This is a genomic window from Streptomyces sp. CB02959 (assembly GCF_002803155.1).
GTDB lineage: Bacteria > Actinomycetota > Actinomycetes > Streptomycetales > Streptomycetaceae > Streptomyces.
This window is the reverse complement of sequence record NZ_NNBP01000004.1, coordinates 141,164-167,482: the sequence shown is the minus strand read 5'-3', so window position 1 is coordinate 167,482 and position 26,319 is coordinate 141,164. Positions and strand designations below refer to the sequence as shown.

General features: G+C 72.8%; 23 protein-coding genes. 14 read left to right on the top strand and 9 right to left on the bottom strand.

All coding sequences use genetic code 11. The features are described from left to right. Positions 1-58 precede the first annotated feature (58 nt). The 4 genes from CG747_RS08735 to CG747_RS08720 all read left to right on the top strand — a co-directional run bounded on the left by CG747_RS08735 (position 59) and on the right by CG747_RS08720 (position 2,927). Positions 59-940 carry an IclR family transcriptional regulator C-terminal domain-containing protein gene (locus tag CG747_RS08735; protein WP_100601075.1) on the top strand — a complete coding sequence of 294 codons (882 nt, stop codon included), beginning with the start codon at positions 59-61 and terminating at the stop codon, positions 938-940. Positions 941-1,045: 105 nt separating this feature from the next. Further along, complete coding sequence (locus CG747_RS08730; protein ID WP_100601074.1) at positions 1,046-1,498, top strand: hypothetical protein; 453 nt, start codon at positions 1,046-1,048, stop codon at positions 1,496-1,498. 41 nt (positions 1,499-1,539) lie between these two features. Further along, positions 1,540-2,181, top strand: coding sequence for a uridine kinase (locus CG747_RS08725; protein WP_100601073.1), 642 nt, complete (start codon positions 1,540-1,542; stop codon positions 2,179-2,181). Positions 2,182-2,465: 284 nt separating this feature from the next. Next, positions 2,466-2,927: a type II toxin-antitoxin system PemK/MazF family toxin gene (locus CG747_RS08720; RefSeq protein WP_100601072.1), complete on the top strand. Its 462-nt coding sequence runs from the start codon at positions 2,466-2,468 to the stop codon at positions 2,925-2,927. A gap of 51 nt (positions 2,928-2,978) precedes the next feature. Here CG747_RS08720 and CG747_RS08715 read toward each other — a convergent pair whose 3' ends face one another. The 3 genes from CG747_RS08715 to CG747_RS08705 all read right to left on the bottom strand — a co-directional run bounded on the left by CG747_RS08715 (position 2,979) and on the right by CG747_RS08705 (position 5,212). Continuing rightward, positions 2,979-3,521, bottom strand: a complete 543-nt coding sequence (locus tag CG747_RS08715; RefSeq protein WP_100601071.1) for a DUF1697 domain-containing protein — start codon at positions 3,519-3,521, stop codon at positions 2,979-2,981. Positions 3,522-3,641: 120 nt separating this feature from the next. Continuing rightward, positions 3,642-4,241: a methylated-DNA--[protein]-cysteine S-methyltransferase gene (locus tag CG747_RS08710; RefSeq protein ID WP_100601070.1), complete on the bottom strand. Its 600-nt coding sequence runs from the start codon at positions 4,239-4,241 to the stop codon at positions 3,642-3,644. Positions 4,242-4,330: 89 nt separating this feature from the next. Then, positions 4,331-5,212 carry a glycerophosphodiester phosphodiesterase family protein gene (locus CG747_RS08705; protein WP_100601069.1) on the bottom strand — a complete coding sequence of 294 codons (882 nt, stop codon included), beginning with the start codon at positions 5,210-5,212 and terminating at the stop codon, positions 4,331-4,333. Positions 5,213-5,695: 483 nt separating this feature from the next. On the opposite strand from CG747_RS08705, the gene uvrB reads away from it, so the two are divergent. The 4 genes from uvrB to CG747_RS08685 all read left to right on the top strand — a co-directional run bounded on the left by uvrB (position 5,696) and on the right by CG747_RS08685 (position 11,830). Continuing rightward, positions 5,696-7,843, top strand: a complete 2,148-nt coding sequence (gene uvrB, locus CG747_RS08700; RefSeq protein WP_100601068.1) for an excinuclease ABC subunit UvrB — start codon at positions 5,696-5,698, stop codon at positions 7,841-7,843. 173 nt (positions 7,844-8,016) lie between these two features. After that, positions 8,017-8,595: a TerD family protein gene (locus CG747_RS08695; protein ID WP_100601067.1), complete on the top strand. Its 579-nt coding sequence runs from the start codon at positions 8,017-8,019 to the stop codon at positions 8,593-8,595. Positions 8,596-8,665: 70 nt separating this feature from the next. After that, positions 8,666-10,669 carry a TerD family protein gene (locus CG747_RS08690; RefSeq protein WP_100601066.1) on the top strand — a complete coding sequence of 668 codons (2,004 nt, stop codon included), beginning with the start codon at positions 8,666-8,668 and terminating at the stop codon, positions 10,667-10,669. 162 nt (positions 10,670-10,831) lie between these two features. Next, entirely contained in the window at positions 10,832-11,830 is a 999-nt protein-coding gene (locus CG747_RS08685) for a TerC family protein (protein ID WP_100601065.1), read from the top strand. 72 nt (positions 11,831-11,902) lie between these two features. Here CG747_RS08685 and CG747_RS08680 read toward each other — a convergent pair whose 3' ends face one another. The 3 genes from CG747_RS08680 to CG747_RS08665 form a co-directional block, all read right to left on the bottom strand. After that, a complete protein-coding gene (locus CG747_RS08680) occupies positions 11,903-12,559 on the bottom strand; it encodes an MBL fold metallo-hydrolase (protein ID WP_100601064.1) in 657 nt (218 codons plus the stop codon). A gap of 10 nt (positions 12,560-12,569) precedes the next feature. Then, positions 12,570-13,304: a maleylpyruvate isomerase family mycothiol-dependent enzyme gene (locus CG747_RS08675; protein ID WP_100601063.1), complete on the bottom strand. Its 735-nt coding sequence runs from the start codon at positions 13,302-13,304 to the stop codon at positions 12,570-12,572. Positions 13,305-13,510: 206 nt separating this feature from the next. Continuing rightward, a complete protein-coding gene (locus CG747_RS08665; RefSeq protein ID WP_100601061.1) occupies positions 13,511-15,064 on the bottom strand; it encodes an FAD-dependent oxidoreductase in 1,554 nt (517 codons plus the stop codon). 49 nt (positions 15,065-15,113) lie between these two features. Here CG747_RS08665 and CG747_RS08660 point away from each other — a divergent pair, with 49 nt between their 5' ends. Next, a complete protein-coding gene (locus tag CG747_RS08660) occupies positions 15,114-15,848 on the top strand; it encodes a TetR/AcrR family transcriptional regulator (protein ID WP_374701748.1) in 735 nt (244 codons plus the stop codon). Between the two features lie 272 nt (positions 15,849-16,120). Continuing rightward, the gene (uvrA, locus tag CG747_RS08655) at positions 16,121-19,207 is read left to right on the top strand and encodes an excinuclease ABC subunit UvrA (protein ID WP_100601060.1); all 3,087 of its coding nucleotides are present in this window, start codon (positions 16,121-16,123) and stop codon (positions 19,205-19,207) included. Between the two features lie 129 nt (positions 19,208-19,336). Here uvrA and CG747_RS08650 read toward each other — a convergent pair whose 3' ends face one another. Beyond that, positions 19,337-20,311, bottom strand: a complete 975-nt coding sequence (locus tag CG747_RS08650; RefSeq protein WP_100601059.1) for a carbohydrate kinase — start codon at positions 20,309-20,311, stop codon at positions 19,337-19,339. A 113-nt stretch (positions 20,312-20,424) separates the two neighbouring features. Further along, positions 20,425-21,429 carry a LacI family DNA-binding transcriptional regulator gene (locus CG747_RS08645; RefSeq protein ID WP_100601058.1) on the bottom strand — a complete coding sequence of 335 codons (1,005 nt, stop codon included), beginning with the start codon at positions 21,427-21,429 and terminating at the stop codon, positions 20,425-20,427. A 211-nt stretch (positions 21,430-21,640) separates the two neighbouring features. Here CG747_RS08645 and CG747_RS08640 point away from each other — a divergent pair, with 211 nt between their 5' ends. From CG747_RS08640 to CG747_RS08630, 3 genes are read left to right on the top strand one after another with little or no spacing between them, the layout of a single operon-like run. Further along, positions 21,641-22,657, top strand: coding sequence for a zinc-dependent alcohol dehydrogenase family protein (locus CG747_RS08640; RefSeq protein ID WP_100601057.1), 1,017 nt, complete (start codon positions 21,641-21,643; stop codon positions 22,655-22,657). A 5-nt stretch (positions 22,658-22,662) separates the two neighbouring features. After that, positions 22,663-24,078 carry a sugar porter family MFS transporter gene (locus CG747_RS08635; RefSeq protein WP_100601056.1) on the top strand — a complete coding sequence of 472 codons (1,416 nt, stop codon included), beginning with the start codon at positions 22,663-22,665 and terminating at the stop codon, positions 24,076-24,078. Between the two features lie 14 nt (positions 24,079-24,092). Continuing rightward, a complete protein-coding gene (locus CG747_RS08630) occupies positions 24,093-24,506 on the top strand; it encodes a Rieske (2Fe-2S) protein (RefSeq protein WP_100601055.1) in 414 nt (137 codons plus the stop codon). A 21-nt stretch (positions 24,507-24,527) separates the two neighbouring features. Here the strand turns inward: CG747_RS08630 and CG747_RS08625 are convergent, their stop codons facing one another. Beyond that, positions 24,528-25,466, bottom strand: a complete 939-nt coding sequence (locus CG747_RS08625; protein WP_100601263.1) for a hypothetical protein — start codon at positions 25,464-25,466, stop codon at positions 24,528-24,530. 261 nt (positions 25,467-25,727) lie between these two features. On the opposite strand from CG747_RS08625, the gene CG747_RS08620 reads away from it, so the two are divergent. Beyond that, positions 25,728-26,318, top strand: coding sequence for a papain-like cysteine protease family protein (locus CG747_RS08620; RefSeq protein ID WP_100601054.1), 591 nt, complete (start codon positions 25,728-25,730; stop codon positions 26,316-26,318). The last annotated feature ends 1 nt before the right edge of the window (position 26,319 follow it).

Genomic DNA, 26,319 nt, shown 5'->3' with positions numbered 1-26,319 from the left:
GCACCGCACACGCCGTTCGCCTTCGGGCGCGGACCACTGCCAGGGAGGAGAGCACACGATGGGCCATCGCACCGCAGCGTCGCAGTCCACGGCTCCGGAGGCCGCGCAGCACACCGGCCAGGCCCGCGGGGGCACGGCCGCCGCCGGCTCCCGGACGTCCGGATCCGGCCATGCCGAGCGGGTCTTCCTCGTCCAGACGGCCTTCGCCGAACTCGGCGGATCCGCCCACGGACCCGGTGAGATCGCGGAGTTCACCGGCCTGGACGACTCCGTCGTCTACCGCATCCTGCAATCCGGCATCTACCAGCGGATCTTCGAACGGGTGGACCGCGGCCTCTACCGCCTGCGGACCTCGGCCGTCCAACTCGCCTTCACCGCGCTCGACCACCGCCTCGACGGTGCGCAGACCGTCCTGAGCGACCTGCGCGAGGCGACCGGGAACGGGCTGGTGTTCCTCTACATGGTGGCGCCGTTCTCCGGCGCGCAGCGGCAGTGCGTCGACATGGCCGTCGGCGACTCCGACCTCGCCGAACTCGGCATGACACCGCGGGACGTGCTGTCCGTGACCCGCTCCCTGCGCACCGGTGCCTCCGGGCGCACCATCCTCGCCTACCTCCCGGACGTCCTCCAGCAGCGCGTACTGGCCGAGCCCGTCCCCGAACAGGCCGGCCCCGGCGTCTACCGGGACAACGACGCGCTGCTGGCCTCCCTGGCGGAGGTCCGCGACCTCGGCCACGCGCTCGGCTACGAGGAGTGCATGGCCGGCTGGAACTCCTGTGCCGCGCCGATCATGTGGGACGGGTCCATCATGGGCGCGGTGCTGCTGCTCAAGCAGAAGACCGTGATGCCGCAGGCCCCCGACCGCGTCATCGAGGCGACGAAGGAGGCGGCGGCCGTACTCAGCCGCCACGGCGCGGCCCGGCCGACCTCGGACTCCTGAACCCGGATCGCGGCGGCACCCGGCGGCGCTGCTGTTCATGAGGCGGCCCGCCTCTCTACCGTGGCACCAGCGCGACACGACGCGCACGACACACAAGGGGGTCCGATGGAAGCGGAACTGGTGGCGCTCGCGACGGCGGGGGCGACGACGCTGGTGCAGCAGATGGCGACCGAGGGCTGGGGCGCGGTCCGCCGGCGGATGGCGGCCCTGCTCGCCCGGCGCAGCGGTGCGGAGGAGGAGGCGGCGGTCGAACGCGAGCTGGACCAGGCGCGCACCGACGTCGTCATCGCCCAGGAGGACGGCGACGAGGAGGTGGCCCAAGGGGTGGCCGTGGTCTGGAAGGCCCGGCTGCGGCGGCTGCTCGCCGAGGACCCGGCCGCGGCGGCCGAACTGCGCCGACTGCTCGACGAGGTGGCGCCCCAGCAGCAGACCCAGGGCACCGTGCGGGACATCCACAACAACATCAGTGGTGGTTCGCACGGGATGGTGATGCAGGTCGGGTTGGTCTCCGGGGACGTCCAGAACGGCTTCCCGCCCAGCGGACCGCGATCCCGCTGACCCCGGGCGCCCGGCACCCGCCGCCGGGGCACAATGGCCGGGTGCGGCTCGAAGCGATCACCTGGGAACGGCTCACCGATGCGCTCGCCGGGCGCATCGACAGGCTGACGGCGCACGACGGGAGCCCCTGGCTGCGGGTGGCGGTCGACGGGGCTCCCGCTGCCGCTCCCGGAGACCTCGCCGGGCGGCTCGCCGAGGCGCTGCGGCTGAGGGGGCGGGCGGTGCACGAGGCCGGCGCCGACGGCTTTCTGCGGCCCGCCTCGCTGCGACTGGAGTACGGCCGGGAGGACCCGGATGCCTACTACGACGAGTGGTTCGACCGGCGGGCCCTGTGGCGCGAGCTGTTCCAGCCGTTGGAGCCGGGCGGCACCGGGCGGGTGCTCTCGGACCTCTGGGACCCGGTGGCGGACCGGGCGACGCGCAGCGCCTACGTGGAACTGCCGCCCGGCGGCGTGCTCTTGCTGCACGGCCCGCTGCTGCTCGGGCAGTGGTTTCCGTTCGATCTCTCCGTGCATCTGAAGCTGTCCCCGGGCGCGCTCTCCCGCCGCACCCCGCAGGACCAGCGCTGGACGCTCCCGGCGTTCACCCGCTACGACGCCGAGACCCGGCCCGAGGAGGCGGCGGACGTCGTCGTACGGGCCGACGACCCCCGCCGGCCGGCCTGGAACGGAGCCGCCGACTGAGCGGACCGGCCGCCGCGCACACGGCCGGCGAACGAGCCGCCCGGGTCGCGCCCCGCCCACGGTGCCCCCCACGGGAACACCGGGCAACTCCCTTGCCTCGCCGCCTTCTTGGGGCGGTTCCCGATACGTCGTGTGCTCGGACATGGTGCTCCCCCCCGCCGTGACGGTCCCGGCGACCGCCCCCGCTGTGAAAAACCGTACGGCCGACCACTGACAATCGACCGCGGACGGCCCGACGCAGGCCGCCCGACAGCGTGTTCACCGCGGCCGGTAGCGTGCGGGGGATGACGACCTCGTTCAACGCAGCAGACTCGCACCCGCCCCTGCCCGGCAGCCAAGGCCCCACCGCGACCGTGGAGATCCCGCCGCGCGCCGTCGGAACCGTGTCGATGTCCTACGCTCCCGACCCGGACGGCGACCCCGACCCCGGCGAGATCGTCTGGACCTGGGTCCCCTTCGAGGAGAACGACGGCCGCGGCAAGGACCGGCCGGTGCTGGTCGTGGCGCGGGAGGCGGCCGGGACGCTGCTGGCCGTGCAGCTGTCGAGCAAGCGTCACAACGACGACCGGGACTGGGTGGCGATCGGCGCGGGCCCCTGGGACCGCGCGGGGCGCGACTCCTGGGTGGCCGCGGACCGGGTGCTGCGGGTCCACGCGGACGGGATGCGACGAGAGGCGTGCGCGCTCGACCGGGGCCGCTTCAACCTCGTCGCCAACCGGCTGCGGGAGCTCCACGGCTGGCGCTGACGCCCGCGCCGCGCCCGGAGCCGATCCCAGCCCCGGGCCCCCGCAGGCAGATCAGGCGTCGGCCAGCGCCAGGAGCTTGGTGACGGTGTTCCAGTTGCGCGCGGTCGCCGTCACACCGAGCCGGGCCCGGCCGACCGCCTCGGCGAGCTTGGAGCGCCCGATGCCCTGCGGGCACCACAGGTACAGCTCGCGGCCGATCAGCCGGAACCGGTCCGGTGCGTACGCGGCCTGGTCGAGCGCGTCCAGCCGGGCCGGGTCGGCTGGCACCTCCGACAGGAACGTCACGTGCAGGGTCCTGGGCTCCGGCACGGCCGCCGGGAACGGGTTCCCGGCGACCGTGGCGGCCAGCTCGCCCCTGGTCCGCACGACCACCGGCACCGTCAGGCCCAGGTCGGCCGCGATCCGCTCCTCGATCCGCCGGGCCGTCTCCGCCGGCGGCGTCCCCGGGTCGGCGAAGACGATGTTGCCCGTCTGCAGCAGGACGGAGACCTCCTCCAGCCCCAGGGAACGGGCCAGCTCCAGCTGGCGGGCCTTGGGGAAGGAATTGTGGCCTCCGACGTTGATACCGCGGAGCAGGGCGATCTGACGGGACATGCGCGGCCCTTCGTGGACGGTGCCGGCCGGCGGGACGGAGCCCGGCGGCGGGGACAGGGAGCGGACGGGAAGCACCCGGGGAACGGACGGGAAGCACTCGGGAGAGCGGCCGGGCGGCGCTCAGAACAGGGGAGCGGGGAGCACGCCCTCCAGGGCCAGCAGCAGCCGCTTGGTCTCCAGACCGCCGCCGAAGCCGCCGATCCCGCCGTCGCTGGCCACCACCCGATGGCAGGGGACGACCACGGGAAGCGGATTGGACCCCATCGCCGCGCCCACCGCCCGGGCCGCGCCCGGCTCCCCGACCCGGTCGGCCAGGTCCTGATAGCCGACCACGCCGCCGTACGGGACGCCGGCGGCCAGCGTGTGCAGCACCCGGGCGTTGAAGCCGCCCGACAGCGACCAGTCCAGGGGGACTGTGAAGGCCCGCAGTTCACCGGAGAAGTAGCGGGCGAGCTCGGCGGTGGCCGTCGCCAGATGGGGTATCTCCGGGAGCGGCGGCCCGCCGAAGGTGTCCTCCAGTCGGGTCAGCGTCCGTCGGGTCACCCGCTCGTCGGCATGGAAGGCGATCTTGACCAGGCCCTCCCGCGTCGCCGCCAGCAGCAGCGGGCCGATCGGGGTCCCGATGCGCGTCCAGGCCCAGTCGCGGCGGGCTTGGCGGACCGCCTCCGGGGCGGCGTCCGGCGCCGCGGCGGGTCCTGGAGCGTGCTCTGCGTTCGTCACATGCCCCAGGGTAGGACCGGCCACCGACAACGCGGCGGGAAACGGCCCCGGCGGCCGCCGCCGGCTCCGTCACCCGCCGCGCCGGGCGGTCAGTAGCCCGCGTCGGCCAGTGCCCTGCGCACCACGTCGGGCTTGTTGCTGATGACCCCGTCGACCCCCAGGCCGGCGGAGCCGACCGCGGCCTTGGCGTCGTCGACGGTCCAGGTGTAGAGCTCCAGCGGCCGGTGGTGCGGGCCTCGCAGCGCGTGTACGGCTTTCACGTACGCATGGGTGACGGCGGTGTGGGGCGGATTGATCTGATCGCAGTATGCGGCGTACTTGGGCAGGTCGGCCACCGGGGGGTTGCCGAGGAAGCCCGTCGTGACCGCCGGGTTCAGGCGGTGGACCTTCTTGATCGCGTCGGCGTTGAAGCTCTGGACGATCAGACGGCGCTTGAGGTGCCCGCTGTCCAGCCAGCCGTCACGGCGCAGCTCCCGGAGAGCCTGCCGCTCGATCCCGGGGTAGAGCTCCGGGTTCTTCAGCTCCATCAGCAGCCGCTGGCCGTTGTGCTCGACCTTGTCCAGGTAGTCCTCAAGGGTCGGCACCCGCACTCCCTTGAACTTCGCGCCGAACCAGCTGCCCGCGTCGAGCTTCTCGATCTCCCGGAGCGTGAAGTCGCCGACGTTCCAGGGGGAGCGGTTCGGGAAGACCTTCTTGACGTTGGTCGTCCTGGCCAGCGAGGTGTCGTGCAGGACGACCAGCTCGCCGTCCTTGGTGCGCTGGACGTCGTTCTCGACCCAGGAGATCCCGAGCCGGTGCGCCGCGTCGACCGAGGCGAGCGTGTTTTCGGGTGCGTAGGCCGCGGCGCCGCGGTGGCCGACCACCACAGGGCCATGTCCGTGGGCCGCGGCCTGGGCGCCGCTGGCGGGGAGGACGAGCGCGGAGAGACCCAGGAGCGCACCGGCGAGGGCGGCGACGGGGCGAATACGCATACGGACTCCTCGTGACGTCGTGGTAGGGAGCTGACGTGAAGTGAGGTGAACGGGGCGGACGGACAGACGGAGGCTCGCAGCCGGGCCGGAGGGGGAGGCGGACGTGCGGTGGCCGGGCGCTGAACGAACAATGGCCGGTTATCCGTGCGGAGCGTCGCAGTTGCAGGATGCCCGGAATGGCCGTGCAGCAGACATACGTCCCGCCGTCGTCCAACTTGCCGGAGCCGCGGCATCCGCGCATCTCGGCCGACGAGGAGTCACCCCTCGGGCAGTTGACCGGTTTTGCCGCCCGTGCCCAGGGCATATCATTCCGGCCGGCCGTGACGCCCTGGCCCGGGGCGGCCACCGTGATCGTGCCGGTGGAGCGCCCACGGCTCGGCCGGGGCCGGACCGGGCGTCCCAGCACTCCGGCGGCCCTCGGAAAACCGCAGGTCAGGTCCGATGCGGCACCGATTGTCAGTGGCGGGTCGTACGGTGGATCCCATGCGGCCCGTTTCCAAGATCGAACGCACGGTGGCGCCCTTCGAGGTCGTCAGCTCCTACCAGCCCAGCGGCGACCAGCCGGCGGCCATCGCCGAGCTGGAACGGCGCATCCGCGGCGGTGAGAAGGACGTCGTCCTGCTGGGCGCGACCGGTACCGGCAAGTCGGCGACCACCGCGTGGATGATCGAGAAGCTGCAGCGCCCGACGCTGGTGATGGCACCCAACAAGACCCTCGCGGCGCAGCTCGCCAACGAATTCCGCGAGCTGCTGCCCAACAACGCCGTCGAGTACTTCGTCTCCTACTACGACTACTACCAGCCCGAGGCGTACGTCCCCCAGTCCGATACGTACATCGAGAAGGACTCCTCCATCAACGAGGAGGTCGAACGGCTGCGCCACTCCGCGACGAACTCCCTCCTCACCCGGCGGGACGTCATCGTCGTCGCCTCGGTCTCCTGCATCTACGGCCTGGGTACGCCCCAGGAGTACGTCGACCGGATGGTGCCCCTCAGGGTCGGTGACGAGATCGACCGGGACCAGCTGCTGCGCCGCTTCGTCGACATTCAGTACACCCGCAACGACGTGGCGTTCACCCGGGGCACCTTCCGGGTCCGCGGCGACACCATCGAGATCTTCCCGGTCTACGAGGAGCTGGCCGTCCGGATCGAGATGTTCGGCGACGAGATCGAGGCGCTGTCCACCCTGCACCCGCTCACCGGCGAGGTGATCAGCGACGACCAGCAGCTGTACGTCTTCCCCGCCAGCCACTACATCGCCGGCCCCGAGCGCCTGGAGAAGGCCGTCGCCGGGATCGAGGCGGAACTGGCGGACCGGCTCGCCACCCTGGAGAAGCAGGGCAAGCTGCTGGAGGCCCAGCGGCTGCGGATGCGCACCACCTACGACATCGAGATGATGCGGCAGATCGGCTCCTGCTCGGGCATCGAGAACTACTCGATGCACCTGGACGACCGTGAGCCGGGCACGGCGCCCAACACCCTCCTCGACTACTTCCCGGAAGACTTCCTGCTGGTCATCGACGAGTCGCACGTCACCGTCCCGCAGATCGGCGCCATGTACGAGGGCGACGCCTCCCGCAAGCGCACCCTCGTCGACCACGGCTTCCGGCTCCCGTCCGCGCTGGACAACCGGCCGCTGAAGTGGGAGGAGTTCCTGGGGCGGGTCGGCCAGACCGTCTACCTCTCCGCGACGCCGGGCCCGTACGAGCTGTCCCGCGGCGACGGCTTCGTGGAGCAGATCATCCGGCCGACCGGCCTGATCGACCCGGAGGTGGTGGTCAAGCCCACCGACGGGCAGATCGACGACCTGGTGCACGAGATCCGCAAGCGCACCGAGAAGGACGAGCGGGTCCTGGTCACCACCCTCACCAAGAAGATGGCCGAGGACCTCACCGACTACTTCCTGGAGCTCGGCATCCAGGTCCGCTACCTGCACAGCGACGTGGACACCCTGCGGCGCGTGGAGCTGCTGCGCGAACTGCGGTCGGGCGAGTTCGACGTGCTCGTCGGCATCAACCTCCTCCGGGAGGGCCTGGACCTGCCGGAGGTCTCCCTGGTGGCGATCCTGGACGCCGACAAGGAGGGCTTCCTGCGCTCCGGCACCTCGCTGATCCAGACCATCGGCCGCGCGGCTCGCAACGTCTCCGGCCAGGTGCACATGTACGCCGACAAGATCACCCCGGCGATGGAGAAGGCCATCGAGGAGACCAATCGCCGTCGGGAGAAGCAGCTGGCGTACAACAAGGAGAACGGCATCGACCCGCAGCCGCTCCGCAAGAAGATCGGCGACATCGTCGCCACCCTCGCCCGCGAGGAGCTCGACACCCAGGAGCTGCTGGGCTCCGGCTACCGCAAGGCCGGCGACAAGGACGGCAAGGCCAAGGCACCGGTCCCGGCGCTCGGCGGGAAGGCCGGCAAGGCGGGCAAGGCCGCCAAGGGCAAGGGCGGCAAGGGCGGCGAGGTCCTGACGGATCGTCCCGCCGCCGAACTCGCCGAGACGATCGAAGAGCTGACGGAGCGGATGCGGGCGGCTGCCGCGGAGTTGCAGTTCGAGGTCGCGGCCCGGCTCCGGGACGAGGTCGGCGAGCTGAAGAAGGAGCTGCGGCAGATGAAGGAGGCCGGACTGAAGTAGCGGCCGGGTCCGCGGCACGCACGCCGGGCGACGGTGGTCGCGCCGCGGACCTGCACGGGCGTGTTGCAGAACCGCCACAGACGGCAGGCCCGCCGCGCCGCCGCCCGCCCACGTGCGTAGGGTCGGCAGGGGCCGCTGAAACGGCGGACGGGACGGCGAGGAGGGGACGGCACGTGTCGGTCGACTTGTCCAAGGGGCAGGGCATCAGCCTGCGGAAGTCCGACGGGGGGACGCTGACCGCGGTCCGGATGGGTCTGGGATGGCGGTCGGCGCCGCGCCGCGGCCTGTTCGGGCGCCGCACCCAGGAGATCGACCTGGACGCCTCGGCGCTGCTCTTCGCCGACGACAGCCCCGCCGACGTGGTCTACTTCCAGCGCCTCACCAGTGACGACGGCGCGGTCCGGCACACCGGCGACAACCGCGTCGGCGGGGCCGGCCAGGGGGGTGACGACGAGTCGATCCTGGTCGACCTGGAACGGGTGCCGGTCCACGTCGACCAGATCGTGTTCACCGTCAACTCCTTCACCGGCCAGACCTTCGCCGAGGTCCAGGACGCGTTCTGCCGGCTGGTGGACGAGACCACCGGCCAGGAACTGGCGCGCTACACCCTCACCGGCGGCGGCGACCACACCGCGCAGGTCATGTGCAAGGTGCACCGTTCCGGCGACGGCTGGCAGTTGACCGCCATCGGCGAGCCCGCCGCCGGCCGCACCTTCGAGGACCTGGTGCCGGCGATCCGGCCGCACCTGTAGGCACCGCGGCACCGACCAGCGACCGGTCGACACACCGCCCACCACCGGTACGACACACAAGGGGACGACGATGACGGCGGAGCTGGTCCGGGGGCAGAACCACCCACTGGACGGCACCCGGGTGGAGATCCGGATCGCGGCCGCCGGGCCCGTCCTGGTCGCGGTCGTGCTCGGCGACGAGCAGGGCCGGCCGCCGGGCGCCGAGGCGGTGGTCCATCCGGGGGCGCCCCACCGGCCCGGCGTCGAGGTTCCCTCCGGGGCGGCCGCCGGGCAGCGCGTCGCGGTCGCGCTCGACGCGCTGCCCGCGGAGGTGCACCGGGTGAGCGTGCTGCTGGCGCTGCCGGGCGGGCCCGGCGCGCCGCGCAGCTTCGGCGCCGCCGCCGCCGCGCCGTCGATCGCCGTGACACGCGTCGACGGCACCCCCCTCGTCGCCTACCCCGTCACCGGCCTGGGCGCCGAGTCCGCGCTGGTCGCCGTCGAGCTCTACCGCCGGCGGGGCGCCTGGCGGATCCGCGCCGTGGGCCAGGGGTACGCCGGCGGACTGGCGGAGCTGCTGCATGATCTGGGGTTGCGACGGGCCGCGGAGCTGGCCGCGGAGATCGAGGAGGCGGCCGGCCACCACCGGGCCCCGACGGCGGCGGCGCCCGGGGCGGCGGCCGAGCGCCGCCCCGAGCGACCGGCGGCAGGGACCACCGCGGGCACCCCCGGCACCCCGGCGGCGGGCCCCGCCGCCCCGCCCTCCGGCGGCCGGGTCGACTACCGCCACCCCGGGCGGCCCACCGTCCCCGAGCCGGCCCCCGCGGCCCCGTCCACGCCGTCCACGCCCTCAGCCCCCACCGGTCCGGCCACGGCCCCGGGCGACCCGGCGGGCCCGACCGCCCCGGTCGCCGGCGACGCCAACGGCTGGAGCATGGAGGAGCGGCTCTACAACCAGGTCCGCGGCATGTTCGAGGATCTGGCCCGGTCGGTCGCGGCGTACCGCAGCGCCGCCGGTTTCGCCGCCTCCCGACTGGAGCGCGAGCTCGACGCGGCGCTCGCCGACCCCGGCGCCCGCCTGGGCGACGCCGCCGAGGCCGCCCGCGCCGCCGCCCGGGACCGGCACACCGACCTGGTCGACCGGGCCCGCGCGGTCCTCGACCGCGACCTCGCCCAGCTGACCGCCGAGTCGGAGGTGGTCGAGCCCGCGCTACCGCCCGCCCTCGCCCGTTGGGACCACCCGGTGTGGCACGGCTACGAGGTCCCGCGGCAGCACCCGATGGCGGTGCGGCTGGGCGATCTGCACCTCCCGGAGGCCCCCGGCCTGCGCATCCCGCTGCTCGTCCGGCTCCCCCTGGAGCGCGGACTGTGGATCGACAGCGGTCCCGGACCGTATCCGCGCGCCGAGCACGACCCCGAGCGGGAGTACGGCCGCCGCGAGTTGGGCAGCGCGCTGACCGACGCGGCGCCCGACGAGGCCGCGCTGGCGCGGCTGGCCCTGGAGACCGCCGTCGCGGTCGCCGCCCGGCTGCTGGCCGCCCATCCGCCGGGTGCGTTCGCGGTCCAGGTCCTCGACCCCGCCGGCACGGCCGGACCGGCGCTCGCCCCGCTGCGGGAGAGCGGGGTGCTGCCCGCGTCCCCGCCCGCCGGCGCCCGGGGCGTGGCCGCCGTACTGGAGGCGCTGACCCGGCGGGTCGACCTCCTCCAGATGGCGGTGCGGCACCGCGCCACGGAGGCCCTGCCGCCGGAGCTGGACCCCGCCGAGCAACTGCTGATCGTCCATGACTTCCCGCACGGCTTCGACGACCGCGCCCTGAACCAGCTGCGCTATCTGGCCGACGAGGGCCCCGCGGTCGGGGTCCATCTGATGCTGGTCGCCGACCGGGAACGGGCGCGGGAGTACGGGCCGGTGCTGGATCCGCTCTGGCGCGCCCTGCTGCGGATCACCCCGGTTCCCGACGCCCATCTCGCCGATCCGTGGGTCGGTCACGCCTGGACGTACGAGCCGCCCCTCGCGCCCCGGCGCAGCGAGGTGATCCGCCGGGTCCTGGACCGGGTCGCCGACGCCCGTCCGGCCGTGGACCCCGGGCGGGGCTGACCCCGAACGGCCCTGTCAGCCGTTCCATAAACCGCCTCTCACCTGCGGTTTTACCCTTTTCTTTGCCATTTCATGAACTTCCTTTACCCTTCTTTGGAGGGGTGTAGGAATCCCCGGCAGCGACGACGCTGTGTGTGCCGTACGACCATGCCGGAGGAAGCAGTGGACGTTTCCCTGACCCTGTGGGTGCTGACCATCCTCGGTCTGGGTGCCCTGATCGCCGTCGATTTCTTCATCGGCGGACGCAAACCCCATGAGGTGTCCCTCAAGGAGGCGGGCATCTGGACCGGCGTCTGGATGGGCCTCGCCGTACTGTTCGGACTCGGCCTGCTGGCCTTCGGCGGGGGCGCGCCGGCCGGTGAGTTCTTCGCGGGCTTCATCACCGAGAAGTCGCTGAGCGTCGACAACCTCTTCGTCTTCGTCCTGATCATGGGCAAGTTCGCGGTCCCGGCCGTCTACCAGCAGCGGGTGCTGATGGTCGGGGTGCTCATCGCGCTGGTGCTGCGGGCCGGATTCATCGGCGCGGGCGCGGCGATCATCGCCAACTTCTCCTGGGTGTTCTACCTCTTCGGCGCGTTCCTCATCTGGACCGCCTGGAAGCTGATCAAGGAGGCGCGGGCCGGCCAGGAGGACGAGGAGTTCGAGGAGAACCGCTTCCTGAAGGCGGTCGAGCGCCGCTTCCCGTCCACCGACCGGTACCACGGCACCAGGCTGTTCATCGTCGAGAACGGCCGCCGGCTGATGACCCCGATGCTGATCGTCATGCTGGCGATCGGCACCACCGACGTCCTCTTCGCCCTGGACTCGATCCCGGCGATCTTCGGCCTGACCCAGGACCCGTACATCGTCTTCACCGCCAACGCCTTCGCCCTGATGGGCCTGCGGCAGCTGTACTTCCTGATCGGCGGACTGCTCAAGAAGCTGGTCCACCTCTCCTACGGGCTGTCGGTCATCCTCGGGTTCATCGGCGTGAAGCTGGTGCTGCACGCCCTGCACGAGTCCGGGGTGGCCGTCCCGGAGATCAGCATTCCGGTCTCGCTGGGCGTGATCTGCGCGGTGCTGGCCGTCACGACGGTCACCAGCCTGCGGGCCTCGCGGCGGCAGGCGGCCGAGGAGTCCGCGGAGGCGGCCGACGGGGCCGGGGCGCACACCCGCGGTTGAGCGCCGCGGCGAACGACGCGGGCCCGGCGGGCGGAGGTCCGCCCGCCGGGCCCGGTGCCGGGCGTCCGGCCGCTACCAGCCGCGCTCCCGCCACTCGGCGAGGTGCGGCCGCTCGGCGCCGAGCGTGGTGTCGGAGCCGTGCCCCGGATAGACCCAGGTCTCGTCCGGCAGCTGGTCGAAGAGCTTGGTCTGCACGCCGTCCACCAGGCTGGCGAACCGTTCGGCGCTGCCCCAGGTGTTGCCGACCCCGCCGGGGAAGAGGCAGTCCCCGGTGAAGACGTGCGGGTGGCCGTGCGGGTCGTCGTAGACCAGCGCGATGCTGCCCGGGGTGTGCCCGACCAGGTGGCGCGCGGTCAACCGGACCCGGCCGACGGTGATCGTGTCGCCGTCCTCGACCAGGACGTCCGTGGGGACGGGGATGCCCTCGGCGTCGTACCGCCCCGCGTACGTCCGCGCGCCGGTGGCGTCGACGACCTCGCGCAGCGCGCCCCAGTGGTCGCCGTGCTGGTGCGTGGTGACCACGGACGCCAGACCGCTGTCGCCGACCAGGGTGAGGAGTGTGTGCGGGTCGGCGGCCGCGTCGATCAGCAACTGCTCGTCGGTCGCACGACACCGCAGCACGTACGCGTTGTTGTCCATCGGGCCGACCGCGACCTTCGAGATCATCAGGTCGGTCAGCTCGTGCACGTCGGCCGGTCCGCCGACCTTCACTGCTCCGCTGTAGGTCATGGCACCAACTCTAGAGCGGCGGGATCACCGGCAGCGGCGCGCCGTGGGTGTCCAGCCGTCCGCCGTCCGCGCGCCCGGTCAGCCAGCCGACCAGGTCCGTCGGCGAGCCGCCGACCACCACGGGGGCGGCCGTCGCGCCGTCGGCGGAACGCCCCGTGTGCCACCGGCGGCCGTCGTCGCCGTGCAGCTCCAGCGCGGGCAGGTCCGGGTGCCCGGCGAACTTGATCCCGGTGAGGAAGTCCAACTCGCTGCCCACGAAGGCCGGCGAGAGCTGCTCGACGGTGTACCCGACGCCCAGGTCGACGTGGTGCAGTTCGACCTCGGCCAGCCGGCGCAGCGCGAGCCGGTCGGCCCGCTCGACGACACCGTTGCGCATCTCGACCTCGTACGCCCTGCGGTCCGCCGGCAGGGCCTGGGCGGCCGCCTCGAAGCGGGCCGCACTCTCCTGGAGGTCCTCCAGGTGGACCGCCAGCGGACGGTCGGCGTCCCGCTCGATGTCGCCGTCACGGACCGCGGCACTGGCGTACATCGGTGTGCGGACGCCGGTCCGCGCCCAGGTCAGGAGGTTGACCAGGGCATCGGCGTTGCGGGCCAGATGGGCCAGGACGTGACCCCGGGTCCAACCGGGCAGCAGCGACGGCTCGCCGACCGCGGCGTCGTCGAGCTTGCCCAGGGAGACCAGCAGCCGGTCGGTCGACTCGTGGACGGCGGCCGCATCGCGCGGGAAATCAGGAGGGATGGTCATGGCCCGACGCTAGCGCCGGGCGGGCGGGCGCGGGAGCCGTACGGCGGCATTCGGCGGCGCCCGCGGGGTGGTGCCGGTCGCGCGGACGGTGCGCGCGGGCGCGGCAGGGGCGGACGGGTCCGCCGGCTGCGCCACGCCGTCCGCCCGGCCTGCGCCCCCTGCCGGGCCTGTCCGGTGGCCGGGGCCGGACAGGCCCAGGGCGGGCGTCAGGCGGCCGGGACCGCGGCGGGCGCCCCGAACCACCGGCCCAGCGCGGCGTCCAACTCCTCGTAGGCGCCGGGGGCGTCGGCCGCCCAGGCGGTGCAGCCGTCCGGGCGCAGCAGGAGGCCGGCCAGGTCGGGCCGGTCCGGGCAGGCCACCGTCAGGGTCCGCAGCCGGTCGCCGTGGCCGGCGGCGCGCTCGCGCAGCGCCGGGTCGTCGGCGAGGTCGAGCAACAGGCCCCGGCCGTCGTGGAGATGGTCCGCGAGCCGGCGGCCGTCGGACAGCTCCAGGTCGGGGGCGCTGCGGCCGGTCAGCGGGTGCGAACCGGGCAGGTCGTAGCGCTGCCAGACGCCGGAGATCTTCTTGACGAAGAAGGTGGTGGCGTCGGTCGTCCCGGACAGTTCGTCGATCACCCGGCGCAGCGCCGCGGCGTGCGACTCCGGCCGCATCAGGGCCACTTGGGCCCGGGTCCAGTCCAGCACCCACGCGCCGAGGGGGTGCCGCTCGGCGGTGTAGGTGTCCAGCAGGCCCTCCGGGGCCCAGCCGCGCACCGTGGCCGCCAGCTTCCAGCCGAGGTTCATCGCGTCGCCGATCCCGAGGTTGAGCCCCTGGCCGCCGAACGGAGAGTGCACATGGGCCGCGTCCCCGGCCAGCAGTACCCGGCCGCGGCGGTACTCGGACGCCTGCCGGGCGTTGTCGGTGAACCGGGTGGCCGAGAGCACCTTGGTGACCGTCACGTCCGGGACGCCGGAGACCCGGCGCAGCGAGGTCTGCAACTCCTCGGCGGTGATGGGGGCTTCGCGGTCCGCGGGCGGTCCGTCGAACTCCACGGTGAGGATCCGGCCGGGCATCGGCCCGTGGACGTACGTCCCGATGTCGGTCCAGTTCCAGCCGGCGCCCAGGTCGTCGGCGCCGGTCATCTCCACCATGGCCTGGCGGCCGGTGATCGACGGGGCGGTCCCGGGGAACGGGATGCCGCTGAGCCGGCGCACCGTGCTGCGGCCGCCGTCGCAGCCCACCAGCCAGCCGGCGCGCAGCGACCCGTGCGAGGTGTGGACGTGCACGCCCTCTTCGTCGGCGTCGAAGCCGGTGAGGGCCACCCCGCGGCGCAGGGTCACGCCCAGTTCGGCGGCGCGTTCGGCGAGGATCCGCTCCAGGGCATCCTGGGGGATCATGCCGACCTCGCCGGCCGGGCCGCGGTCGGCGAAGTCCGGATCCGACTCGTCGAGCCGGTCGCCGCTGAGCATGATGCCCGCGAAGTGCCCGGCGAACCGCGGCGCCGACCCCGTGACCGCGGCGCCGGCCGCCTGCCGCTGCCGGGTGAACGACGCGAACTGCGCCAGGCCGACTTTCTGCACCTCCCTCAGCGGCGGCAGCAGCCCGCGCCGATAGAAGGCCTCCGCGCTGGGGGTGTTGATGGCCCCCGCCTTGATCGTGGTGTCCACCTCGGTCAGTCGCTCCAGGACGACGACCGGGACATCCGCCAGTGCCAGTTCGCAGGCGAGCATCAGCCCCACCGGGCCGCCCCCTGCCACCACTACGTCTGCGTCGCGCTTCATGTGGCGAGAGTGTAGTCACTAAAAATTTGTTTCCGCTACAATTTTTGCCGTGGAAGGCGAGACGGTGAACGAGAAGAAGTCCACGGGGGATCGGGGGGCGACCGCGGAACGCCAGGTGGCCGGGGGTGTCGACGACGACGCGCAACTGAGCCTGCGCGAGCGCAAGAAGCGCCTCACCCGGCAGCGGATCTCCGGGGAGGCGACGCTGCTGTTCCTGGAGCGCGGCTTCGACAACGTCGCCGTCGCCGAGGTCGCCCGCGCCGCCGGGGTCTCCACGATGACCGTCTTCAACTACTTCCCGCGCAAGGAGGACCTCTTCCTCGACCGGATCCCCGAGGCCGTGGAGCTGATCGTCGGCGCGGTGCGGGAGCGCGGCGCGGACGAGACGCCGCTCGCCGCGCTGCGCCGGCTGGCGCTGGACCTGCTGGCCCGGCGGCATCCGCTGGGCGGGCTGGGGGAGGGGTTCGGGCACTTCTTCCGCACCGTGGTGGACGCGCCCTCGCTGCGGGCGCGGGCGCGCGAGGCGGCCGAGGAGATCGAGGCGGCGCTGGCCGGGGCGCTGGCCGAGGCGGCCGGCGGCGACCCCGCACGGCCCGACCGGAGCGCCCGGCTCGCCGCGGCGATGATCATCGCGGCCTGGCGGGCGCTCTATGCGGAGCTCGTCGACCGGCAGCTGGAGGGTGACCCCGTGGAGGAGGTGGCCGTTGAGCACGAAGCAGTGATCCGGCACACGTTCGACGTGCTGGCGCGGGCGCTGCCGGACGGGGGGCTGGGGCGGACCTGAGCGCGGGGGTGTCGCCCACCGGACGGCGTAACGGCTGGTCACCGCGGTGGGAAGGTTGTGGGGCCGCCACACGTTTGGGTGAAGAGGGCTTGCGAGGCCCGTAAATCGAATGCACGTGCTATAGGCTCGTGTGTGGCATCCCAAAGACACTGCCGCGACGGCCCCCATACCCTTGGTCGGGGGCCCGCTCCGCTCCGCCGCCTCTGCTCGCTCACCGCGCGGTGGACGCAGCCCGCGGCTTCCGCCCCTCTCCAAGAAAGGTGCCGACCGGCGTGGCCGACCGTCTCATCGTCCGTGGCGCTCGCGAGCACAACCTCCGCAACGTCTCGCTCGACCTCCCCCGCGACTCCCTCATCGTCTTCACGGGGCTCTCCGGGTCGGGCAAGTCCTCGCTCGCCTTCGACACGATCTTCGCCGAGGGGCAGCGGCGCTATGTCGAGTCGCTCTCCTCGTACGCCCGGCAGTTCCTCGGGCAGATGGACAAGCCCGATGTGGACTTCATCGAGGGCCTGTCCCCCGCGGTCTCGATCGACCAGAAGTCGACCTCGCGCAATCCGCGCTCGACGGTCGGCACGATCACCGAGGTCTACGACTACCTCCGGCTGCTCTTCGCCCGGATCGGCAAGCCGCACTGCCCGGAGTGCGGGCGGCCGATCGCCCGGCAGTCGCCCCAGGCCATCGTCGACAAGGTCCTGGAGCTCCCCGAGGGCAGCCGCTTCCAGGTGCTCTCGCCGCTGGTGCGCGAGCGCAAGGGCGAGTTCGCCGACCTCTTCTCCGACCTCCAGACCAAGGGCTACAGCCGCGCCCGGGTCGACGGGGAGACCATCCAGCTCACCGATCCGCCGAAGCTGAAGAAGCAGGAGAAGCACACCATCGAGGTGGTCATCGACCGCCTCACGGTCAAGGAGAGCGCCAAGCGCCGGCTGACCGACTCCGTCGAGACCGCCCTCGGGCTCTCCGGCGGCATGGTCATCCTCGACTTCGTCGACCTCGACGCCGACGACCCGCAGCGCGAGCGGATGTACTCCGAGCACCTCTACTGCGCCTACGACGACCTCTCCTTCGAGGAGCTGGAGCCCCGCTCCTTCTCCTTCAACTCGCCCTTCGGTGCCTGCCCGGACTGCACCGGCATCGGCACCCGCATGGAGGTCGACCCGGAGCTGATCATCCCGGACGAGGAGCGCTCCCTCGACGAGGGCGCCATCCACCCCTGGTCCGGCGGCCACACCAAGGACTACTTCGGCCGCCTGGTCGGCGCGCTCGCCGACGCCCTCGGCTTCCGTACGGACATCCCCTGGGCCGGGCTGCCGCAGCGCGCCAAGAAGGCCCTGCTGTACGGCCACAAGACCCAGATCGAGGTCCGCTACCGCAACCGCTACGGCCGCCAGCGGGCCTACACCACCGCCTTCGAGGGCGCGGTGCCGTTCGTCAAGCGGCGGCACAGCGAAGCGGAGAGCGACAGCAGCCGGGAGCGCTTCGAGGGCTACATGCGCGAGGTGCCCTGCCCGACCTGCGAGGGCACCCGGCTCAAGCCGATCGTGCTCGCCGTCACGGTCCAGGAGAAGTCGATCGCCGAGGTCGCGGCGATGTCGATCAGCGACTGCGCCGACTTCCTGCGCACGATGACGCTCAACGCCCGCGAGAAGACCATCGCCGAGCGGGTCCTCAAGGAGGTCAACGAGCGGCTGAAGTTCCTCGTCGACGTCGGCCTGGACTACCTCTCGCTGAACCGCGCGGCCGGCACCCTCTCCGGCGGCGAGGCCCAGCGCATCCGCCTCGCCACCCAGATCGGCTCCGGCCTGGTGGGCGTGCTCTACGTCCTCGACGAGCCGTCGATCGGTCTGCACCAGCGCGACAACCACCGGCTGATCGAGACCCTGGTGCGGCTGCGCGACATGGGCAACACCCTGATCGTGGTGGAGCACGACGAGGACACCATCAAGGTCGCGGACTGGGTCGTCGACATCGGCCCGGGCGCCGGCGAGCACGGCGGCAAGGTCGTCCACAGCGGCCCGATGAAGCAGCTGCTGGCCAACAAGGACTCGATCACCGGCCAGTACCTCGCCGGCAAGAAGGCCATCGCGACACCGGACGTCCGCCGCGCCACCGACCCGTCCCGCAAGCTGACGGTCCACGGCGCGAAGGAGAACAACCTCCGCGACATCGACGTCTCCTTCCCGCTCGGGGTGCTCTCCGCCGTCACCGGCGTCTCCGGCTCCGGCAAGTCGACGCTGGTCAACGACATCCTCTACACCCACCTCGCCCGCGAGCTGAACGGTGCCAAGTCGGTCCCCGGCCGGCACACCCGGGTCGCCGGCGACGACCTCGTCGACAAGGTGGTGCACGTCGACCAGTCGCCGATCGGCCGGACCCCGCGCTCCAACCCGGCCACCTACACCGGCGTCTTCGACCACGTCCGCAAGCTCTTCGCGGAGACGATGGAGGCCAAGGTCCGCGGCTACCTGCCCGGGCGCTTCTCCTTCAACGTCAAGGGCGGCCGCTGCGAGAACTGCTCCGGCGACGGCACCATCAAGATCGAGATGAACTTCCTGCCGGACGTGTACGTGCCGTGCGAGGTCTGCCACGGCGCGCGCTACAACCGCGAGACGCTGGAGGTCCACTACAAGGGCAAGTCCATCGCCGAGGTGCTGGACATGCCGATCGAGGAGGCGCTGAGCTTCTTCGAGGCGGTGCCGACCATCGCCCGCCACCTCAAGACGCTCAACGAGGTCGGCCTCGGCTACGTCCGGCTCGGCCAGTCCGCGCCGACCCTCTCCGGCGGTGAGGCGCAGCGGGTCAAGCTGGCCAGCGAGCTCCAGAAGCGCTCCACCGGCAGCACCGTCTACGTCCTCGACGAGCCCACCACCGGTCTGCACTTCGAGGACATCAGCAAGCTCATCAAGGTGCTGTCCGGCCTGGTCGACAAGGGCAACACGGTGATCGTCATCGAGCACAACCTCGATGTGATCAAGACCGCGGACTGGGTCATCGACATGGGCCCCGAGGGCGGCAACGGCGGTGGCATGGTCGTCGCCGAGGGCACCCCGGAGCAGGTTGCGGCGATCCCGGCCAGCCACACCGGCAAGTTCCTGCGGGACATCCTCGGCGACCGGGTCAGCGACGCGGCATTGGTCGACGGCGCGCCCCGGCAGCCGGCCGCCCGGAAGACCGCGGCGAAGAAGGCGGTGGCCGCCGACTCGGCAGGGAAGACGACGGTGACCGCCTCGACCGCGGCGAAGAAGACCGCCGCCAAGAAGAGCACCGCCGCGTCCACCGCCAAGAAGGCCCCCGCGAAGAAGACGGCGGCCAAGACGACCGCCGCCAAGAAGACGACGACGCGGGCCCGTCGGACCACCTGACGCCGCATCGCCGCACCGCCGCACGGAACAGCGGGGGCGGAGCCTCTTTCCGGGGCGCCGCCCCCGCTGTGCTTTCCCGCTATCCGGCAGGCCCCGGCCCGCGGCCTGCCGGGCCGTCCGGCCGGCCCCTCAGGCCGCCAGTTCCGCGGCGTACGGCGGCTCCGCGCCCGCCCGGGAGCAGGTGACGGCCGCCGCCCGCGCGGCGAAGCGGAGGATGTCCTCCCAGTCGCCGTCGCCGAGCGCCCCGACCGCCGCGTACGACAGCGCGCCATGGACGTCCAGGCGGTGCAGCAGCGCCGCGTTGACGGTGTCGCCCGCGCCGATGGTGTCGACGACGGCGACCCGCTCACCGGGCACCGCCAGCTCACCGCCGCCCCGCCTCAGCACCGTCAGCCCGTCGCCGCCGTGGGTGAGCACGATCGCCGCCGGTCCGGCGGCAAGCCACTCCCGGGCCGCCGCGAGGACCGCCGCCCGATCGGTGCCCGGCGCGCCCGGTCGGCCGGTGCCCGCCCCGGCCAGCCACAGCGCGTCCTCCTCGGACAGCTTCAGCAGCGCCAGGTCCGGCAGCCAGGAGCGGAACCGTGCCCGGTAGGCGTCCGGGTCGGGGATCAGCCCGGGGCGGATGTTGGGGTCGAGCGCGGTGAACACCCCGCGCCGGGCCTCCCGGCGCAGCAGCGCCTCGTACGCCCCGGCGCCCGGCTCCAGCACCAGCGAGCAGGTGCCCAGGGAGAGCGCCCGCACCGCCTCCGGCAGCGCCGCGGGCAGCGTGAAGAGCCGGTCGGCGGTGCCTTCCACGTAGAAGCCGTAGCCGGCCGAGCCGTCCGGGCTGATGTCCGCCACCGCCAGGGTCGTCGGCTCCGGACCGCGCTGCACCAGTGAGGTGTCCACCCCGCCGTCCCGCAGGCCGCGCAGCAGCGACGCACCGAAGGTGTCGGTCGAGACCCGGGAACAGAACGCGGTGGGCGCGCCCAGCCGCCCGAGCGCCACCGCGGTGTTGTACGGCCCGCCGCCGCGCCGCGGCAGCAGCGCCGGCAACGGGCCGTCCGGGGACGGCTGCTGACTGGGGACGAGGTCGATCAGCGCCTCGCCGGCGACGACGATCACGGGGGCGGGTCCTTTCCTACGGAGGCCGGGGTCGGCCGGGGCGTGCCGGGCGGGGGCCCGTCCGGGCCCCGGGGCGGTCCGGCGGGCGGGGTGCCCGGTCCGCCGGACGGCCGTTAAGCGGTCTCGGGGCAGCCGCACGAGGTGCGGTGCACGAAGGTGCAGGGCAGCCGGACGGTGCGGGGCGGCCGGTCGGGATCGTCCAGTCGCTCCAGCAGCAGCCGGACCGCCGTGGCGCCCAGTTCCCTGCTGGGCTGGGCGATCGCGGTCAGCCGCGGGGTGAAGAGGTCCGCCCAGGAGAAGTCGTCGAAGCAGGCCAGGGCGATGTCGCGGGGGACCTCCAGGCCCAGGTCGCGCAGGGCCTGGAGCGCGCCGATGGTCATCGCGTTGTTGGCGGTGATGATCGCGGTGGGCGGTTCCGGCGCGGCGAGCAGCTGGCGGGTGGCGTCCTGGGCGCCCTCGGCCTCGGAGTTGCCGCCGGCCAACAGCTCGGGCGCGAAAGGCAGTCGGCGGGCGCGCAGTCCCGCGCGGTAGCCCTCTACCCGCTCGGTGGTGGTGCTGAGTCCGGGCAGGCCCGCCACCAGGCCGATCCGGGTGTGCCCCAGGTCGGCAAGATGCTCGACGAGTCGGCGGACCGGGCCGGTGCTCTCCGCGCAGACCTGGTCGAAGCCGTCGCCGACCAGCCGGTCGAGGAAGACCGTGGGCACCCGGCGGCGCAACACGTAGTCGGTCGTCTCGGCCGGCTCCGCGGAGGGCGCGACGATCATGCCGTCCACCCGCCGCTCGTGCAGCAGTTGGACGACCTTGCGCTCGTGCCGGGGATCGTCGTGCGGGTCGGCGATCAGCAGGCTGTATCCGGCCTCCAGGGCGCCGGCCTCGACGCCCTGGAGGATCTCGGTGAAGTACGGGTTGCTGATCGCCGAGACCGCCAGGCCGATGGAGCGGGTGCGGGAGGTGACCAGGGAGCGGGCGAGGGTGTTGTGGGTGTAGCCGAGCTCCTCGATGGCGGCCAGCACAGAGGCCCGGGTGTCCGGGCGCACCGGCCGGGTGCCGTTCACCACGTGCGAGACCGTGGCGACGGAGACGCCCGCGCGCCGTGCCACATCCACCATCGTCGTCATCCGGCTCTTTCCTCCCCGATGCCCCGGCGCACGGCGCACGGCGCACCGTGCTCCGGCTCCCGGCGGACGGCCTCCGTGCCCGTCCGTCGCAGTCCATCACAGTACGTCCGCGCAGGCCCAAACGTAAACGCTTGCGTAAGCGTTTACGTACTGGTGGATCTTCTGTAGTGTCCCCGCCATCGAACCCGCACGACGTCGTGAGGAGGCGCCGATGCGCGCTCTCGTGGTCACCGCGCCGGGCCCCCGGGGCACCGCCGCTGTCACCGAACTGCCCGATCCCCGCCCGGAGCCCGACGAGGTGGTCGTGCGCGTCACCTCGTGCGGGCTGTGCGGCACCGACATGCACATCCTCGGCGGCGAGTTGCCGGTGGTCGGCTACCCGCTGGTCCCCGGGCACGAGCTGACCGGCGAGGTCGTCGCGGTGGGTGCGGCGGTGCGGGACCGGGCGGTCGGCGACCGGGTCGCGGTCGACCCCAACATGCCCTGCGGCGCCTGCCGCTACTGCCGGATCGGCCGCGGCAACCTCTGCGAGGACTACACCGCGATCGGCGTCACCCGGGCCGGCGGCTTCGCCGAACTGGTCGCCGTCCCGGCCCGCTGCGCCTACGTCCTGCCGGCGCACCTCTCGGAGGCCGCCGCCGGGCTCGTCGAGCCGCTGTCCTGTGCGGTGCACGGGCTCAACCGGCTGCCGCGCCGCCCCGGCGAGCACTACCTGATCTACGGGGCGGGCACCATGGGCCTGCTGATGGCCGCGCTGGTGCGGACCGCGGGGGCCGCCTCGGTCTCCGTCGTGGACCTCAACGAGGAACGGCTGGCGTTCGCCCGGTCGTTCGGCGCGGACGCGGCGGTGACGCACGCCGACGCCCTCGGCCGGGCGCCCGGCTTCGAGGTGGTGATCGACGCGACCGGGGTGATCGCGGCCATCGAGGACGGTCTGGGCCGGGTGCGCCGCGGGGGGACGTTCCTCCAGTTCGGCGTCGCCGACCCGGCCCGCGCCGCGTCCTTCTCGCCGTACCGCGTCTACAGCCAGGAGATCGACATCATCGGCTCGATGGCCGTGCACAACAGCTTCCAGCCGGCCATCGACCTGCTCGCCGCCGGCCTCGGCGGAGTCCCCGTCGACTCGCTGGTCTCCGACGTCTACGGCCTGGACGGCTTCGACGAGGCGGTGGCCCGCTTCCGGGCCGGCACCGGCCGCAAGATCCACATCGCCCCGCAGAAGGGCTGACCGTCGTGCCGGCATCCGTCAAGAACGCCATGATCTGGGTCTTCGGCGCCCTCGGGGGCATCCTCTGGGGCTACGACACCGGCGTCATCTCCGGCGCCATGCTCTTCCTCAAGCGCGATATCGCGCTCACCCCGCTCCTGGAGGGCCTGGTCGTCTCCGGCCTCCTCGTAGGCGCGATGCTCGGTGCCGGTCTCTCGGGGCGGCTCTCCGACTCGTGGGGCCGCCGCCGGTTGATCCTGGCCGCCTCCGGGGTCTTCATCCTCGGCACCCTCGGCGCGGCCTGTGCGACCGGGGCCGTCCCGCTGATCGCGTTCCGCTGCGTGATCGGCGTGGGTGTCGGCATCGCCTCCGTGGTCGTCCCGCTCTACCTCACCGAACTCGCGCCCAAGCACCTGCGGGGCGGGCTGACCTCGCTGATGCAGCTGCTGGTGACCGTCGGCATCTTCGTCGCCTACGTCACCGACTACCTGCTCGCCGACTCGGGGGCCTGGCGCTGGATGATCGGCCTGGGCGTGGTCCCGGCCGCGGTGCTGGCGCTGGGCATCGTCACCCAGCCGGAGAGCCCGCGCTGGCTGGTGGGCAGGGGCCGGGGCGCGGAGGCCCGGGCGGTGCTGACCCGGCTGCGCGGGGACGCCGCGGCCGCGGGGGAGGAGCTGGCCGAGATCGAGCGGGCCGAGCGCGCCGAACGGGAGGCGAGCGAGCCGCTGAGCCTGCGGCGGCTGCTGTCGCCGCAGCTGCGGCCGGCCTTCACGGTCGGGATGCTGCTGGTGCTCTTCCAGAACTTCGTCGGGATCAACACGATCATCTACTACGCGCCGACCCTGCTCACCGACATCGGCTTCGGCTCGGGCGGCGCCATCCTCGCCAACGTCGGCATCGGCCTGCTCAACATGCTGATGACGCTGCCGGCGATGCGGCTGATCGACCGCAGGGGCCGCAAGCCGCTGCTGCGGACCGGGGCGCTGGGCATGTGCGCGGCGATGGTCCTGCTGGCCGTCACCAACCTCTCCGGGCTCGGCTACGGCGCGCTGCTGTCCACCCTCACCCTGCTCGGGATCGCGCTCTACATCGCCTCGTTCGCGGTCTCCTGGGGGCCGGTGCAGTGGGTGATGCTGCCGGAGTTGTTCCCGATGCGGATCCGGGCCGCTGCGGTCAGCCTGTGCGTCCTCTTCAACTGGCTGTTTAACATGATCGTGGCGCTGCTCTTCCCCTCCCTGCTGCACGCCTGGGGTGCCGGGATCAACTTCTGCTTCTTCGCCGGGACGACGCTGCTGGCGTTCGTCTTCGTCCAGCGGCTGCTGCCGGAGACCAAGGGCCGCAGCCTGGAGGAGATCGAGGCGGAGCTGCTGCGGGGCGGGGTGGACCGCCGTCCGAGCGAGCGGACCGCCCCGGTATCGTCGGGGGCCGACGCCGCCCACTGACCAGGAGGTACCACATGAGTGGGTCCCCGGACCGCCGGACCGTGCTGCGCGGGGCCGCGCTCGCCGGCATCGCCTGCTTCGGCGCCGCCGGCTGCGCCGCGGGGGAGCAGGGATCGGGCGCCCGGCCGTCCTCCGACGCGCCGGTCGAGCTGGGTCCGGCCGCGGACGTGCCGGTCGGCGGCGCCAAGCTCTACGCCGCGCAGCGGCTGCTGGTCTCGCAGCCCACCAAGGGCGAGTTCAAGTGCTTCAGCAGCGTGTGCACGCACATGGGCGCGATCCTGAACAAGATCGAGAAGGGGCAGGCCGTCTGCCCGCTGCACGGCAGCCACTTCGAGGTGGCCACCGGCAAGGTCGCCCAGGGGCCGGCGTCCAGCCCGCTGGAGGAGGTCCCGGTCAAGGTCAAGGGCGGCAAGCTGATGGCGGGCTGAGCCGGCGCCCCGCCGCCCGGCTCACCCCCAGTCCCAGGTGATCCCCAGGATGCCCTGCCGCACCCCCTGCTCCACCATGTGCACCGCGTGGTGCTGCCCGCTCAGCGTCAGCTCCTGCTGGCCGGTGCGCGGGGCGCCGGCCGACGCCTGGGTGAAGCGGCGGCAGCGCACCGGCAGCGCCGCCTCGTCGAACCGCACCTGCAGGACGTACTGGCCGCCGGCGAAGCTGAACCCGCGCAGGTACTCGGAACTGGGGCCGCCGCTGCCGTCCTCGAAGGTGTAGCCGAAGACGTGGGTCTCGCCGGCCCGCAGGCGGCTGTCGAAGAGCAGCTCGGCGACGACCACGCCGTTCGCCGCGTCCCCGCGCACCCGCCCCAGCCGGCAGTTCTCCGTGGCCCGCACCCGCACCAGGGACGGGTCGCAGCCGGCGTCGCCCTGGTGGATGGCGACGTAGCGGTCCACCCCGTCCCGGTGGGCGCGCACCACCTGGAGCGACTCCCGTTCGCCCAGTTCGCGCCGGGCCCCGATCCGCACCCACTCGTGGTGGCCGACCGTGTGCAGCCCGCCGTCCACCGGGGTCTCCAGCTCGGCGAAGAGCTGCTGGAGGCAGTCGGCCGGTGCGACCAGCGAGCGGTAGGAGCGGGCCGGTGGCCGCTCGGTCTCCGGGCGGGCGCCGCCCTCCGGCACCAGGAGGCGGTGCAGCGACCGGTCGGGCAGCCCGAGGACGTCCTCCAGGGCGCGGACCGCGCGCAGTGACTCGGGGCGCTGCGGGCGCCGGGCCCCCTGCTGCCAGTAGCTCAGGCTGGTGACGCCGATGGTGATGCCGCGCTGGGCGAGTTTGTGCTGGACGCGGGTGAGGGCCAGCCCGCGGGCGGTGAGTGCGCCGCGCAGGGCGAGATGGAACGGGCCGGTCCGCAGGAGCTGCGCCAACTCGGCCGAAATGGGAAGGTTTTGCGTCATGTCGGGGGTGTTCTGTGCCATTGCCTCAATCCTCCGGCGCGCGACGTGAACATTCACAACCGGGACGCACGGCGCGCGCTCTCCCTGCCTTGTCACTGCAGGACGCCGGGCGCCGGCCGTTCACTTCCGGGCCCGTTCGTCCACACCCCCATGTCACCTCGCATTGAAGCGTGTTGACCTGCCTGCGACAACACCCGATGCTCCTCAACAGCATCCGGATGCGCTCCTCTCCCCCCTCACCCACTGACCGGGAGGAACGCCATGTCCCAACCCCTTCGCACCCGCCGTCGGCGCGGTAGACGGCTGTCGGCGGCCGTGCTCGCCGCGGTGGCGCTGACCGCGATCCCGGGGGCCGCCGGTGCCGCCCCGCAGGCCGCCAACCGCCTGGACATCACCATGCAGGCCCAGGAGAACACCAACTGGTGCTGGGCCGCGTCGGGCAACACCATCGCGACCTGGTACGGCAGGAAGTACAGCCAGAACCAGTTCTGCAACGCGGCCTTCAACCGCCAGCAGGGTTCCAACTGCCCCAACAACCAGGCCACACTGGGCAATGTTCAGAACGCGCTCGGCTGGATGGGCATCAATTCTGGCTCATATGTGACCGGTTGGCTCCGCTACGGCACCGTGCAGAGCGAGATAAACGCCAGGCGCCCCATCGAGACCCGCATCCAGTGGTCGTCCGGCGGCGGCCACATGCACGTCATCTACGGCTACGACGCCTCCCGGAACTGGGTGTACTGGGGCGACCCATGGGCCACCAACAACCGTTACAACTGGGGCGACTTCGACAACTACGTGAACGGCAGCTCCTTCTCTTGGACGCACTCCCTCTACCGGATAGGGGCCTGAG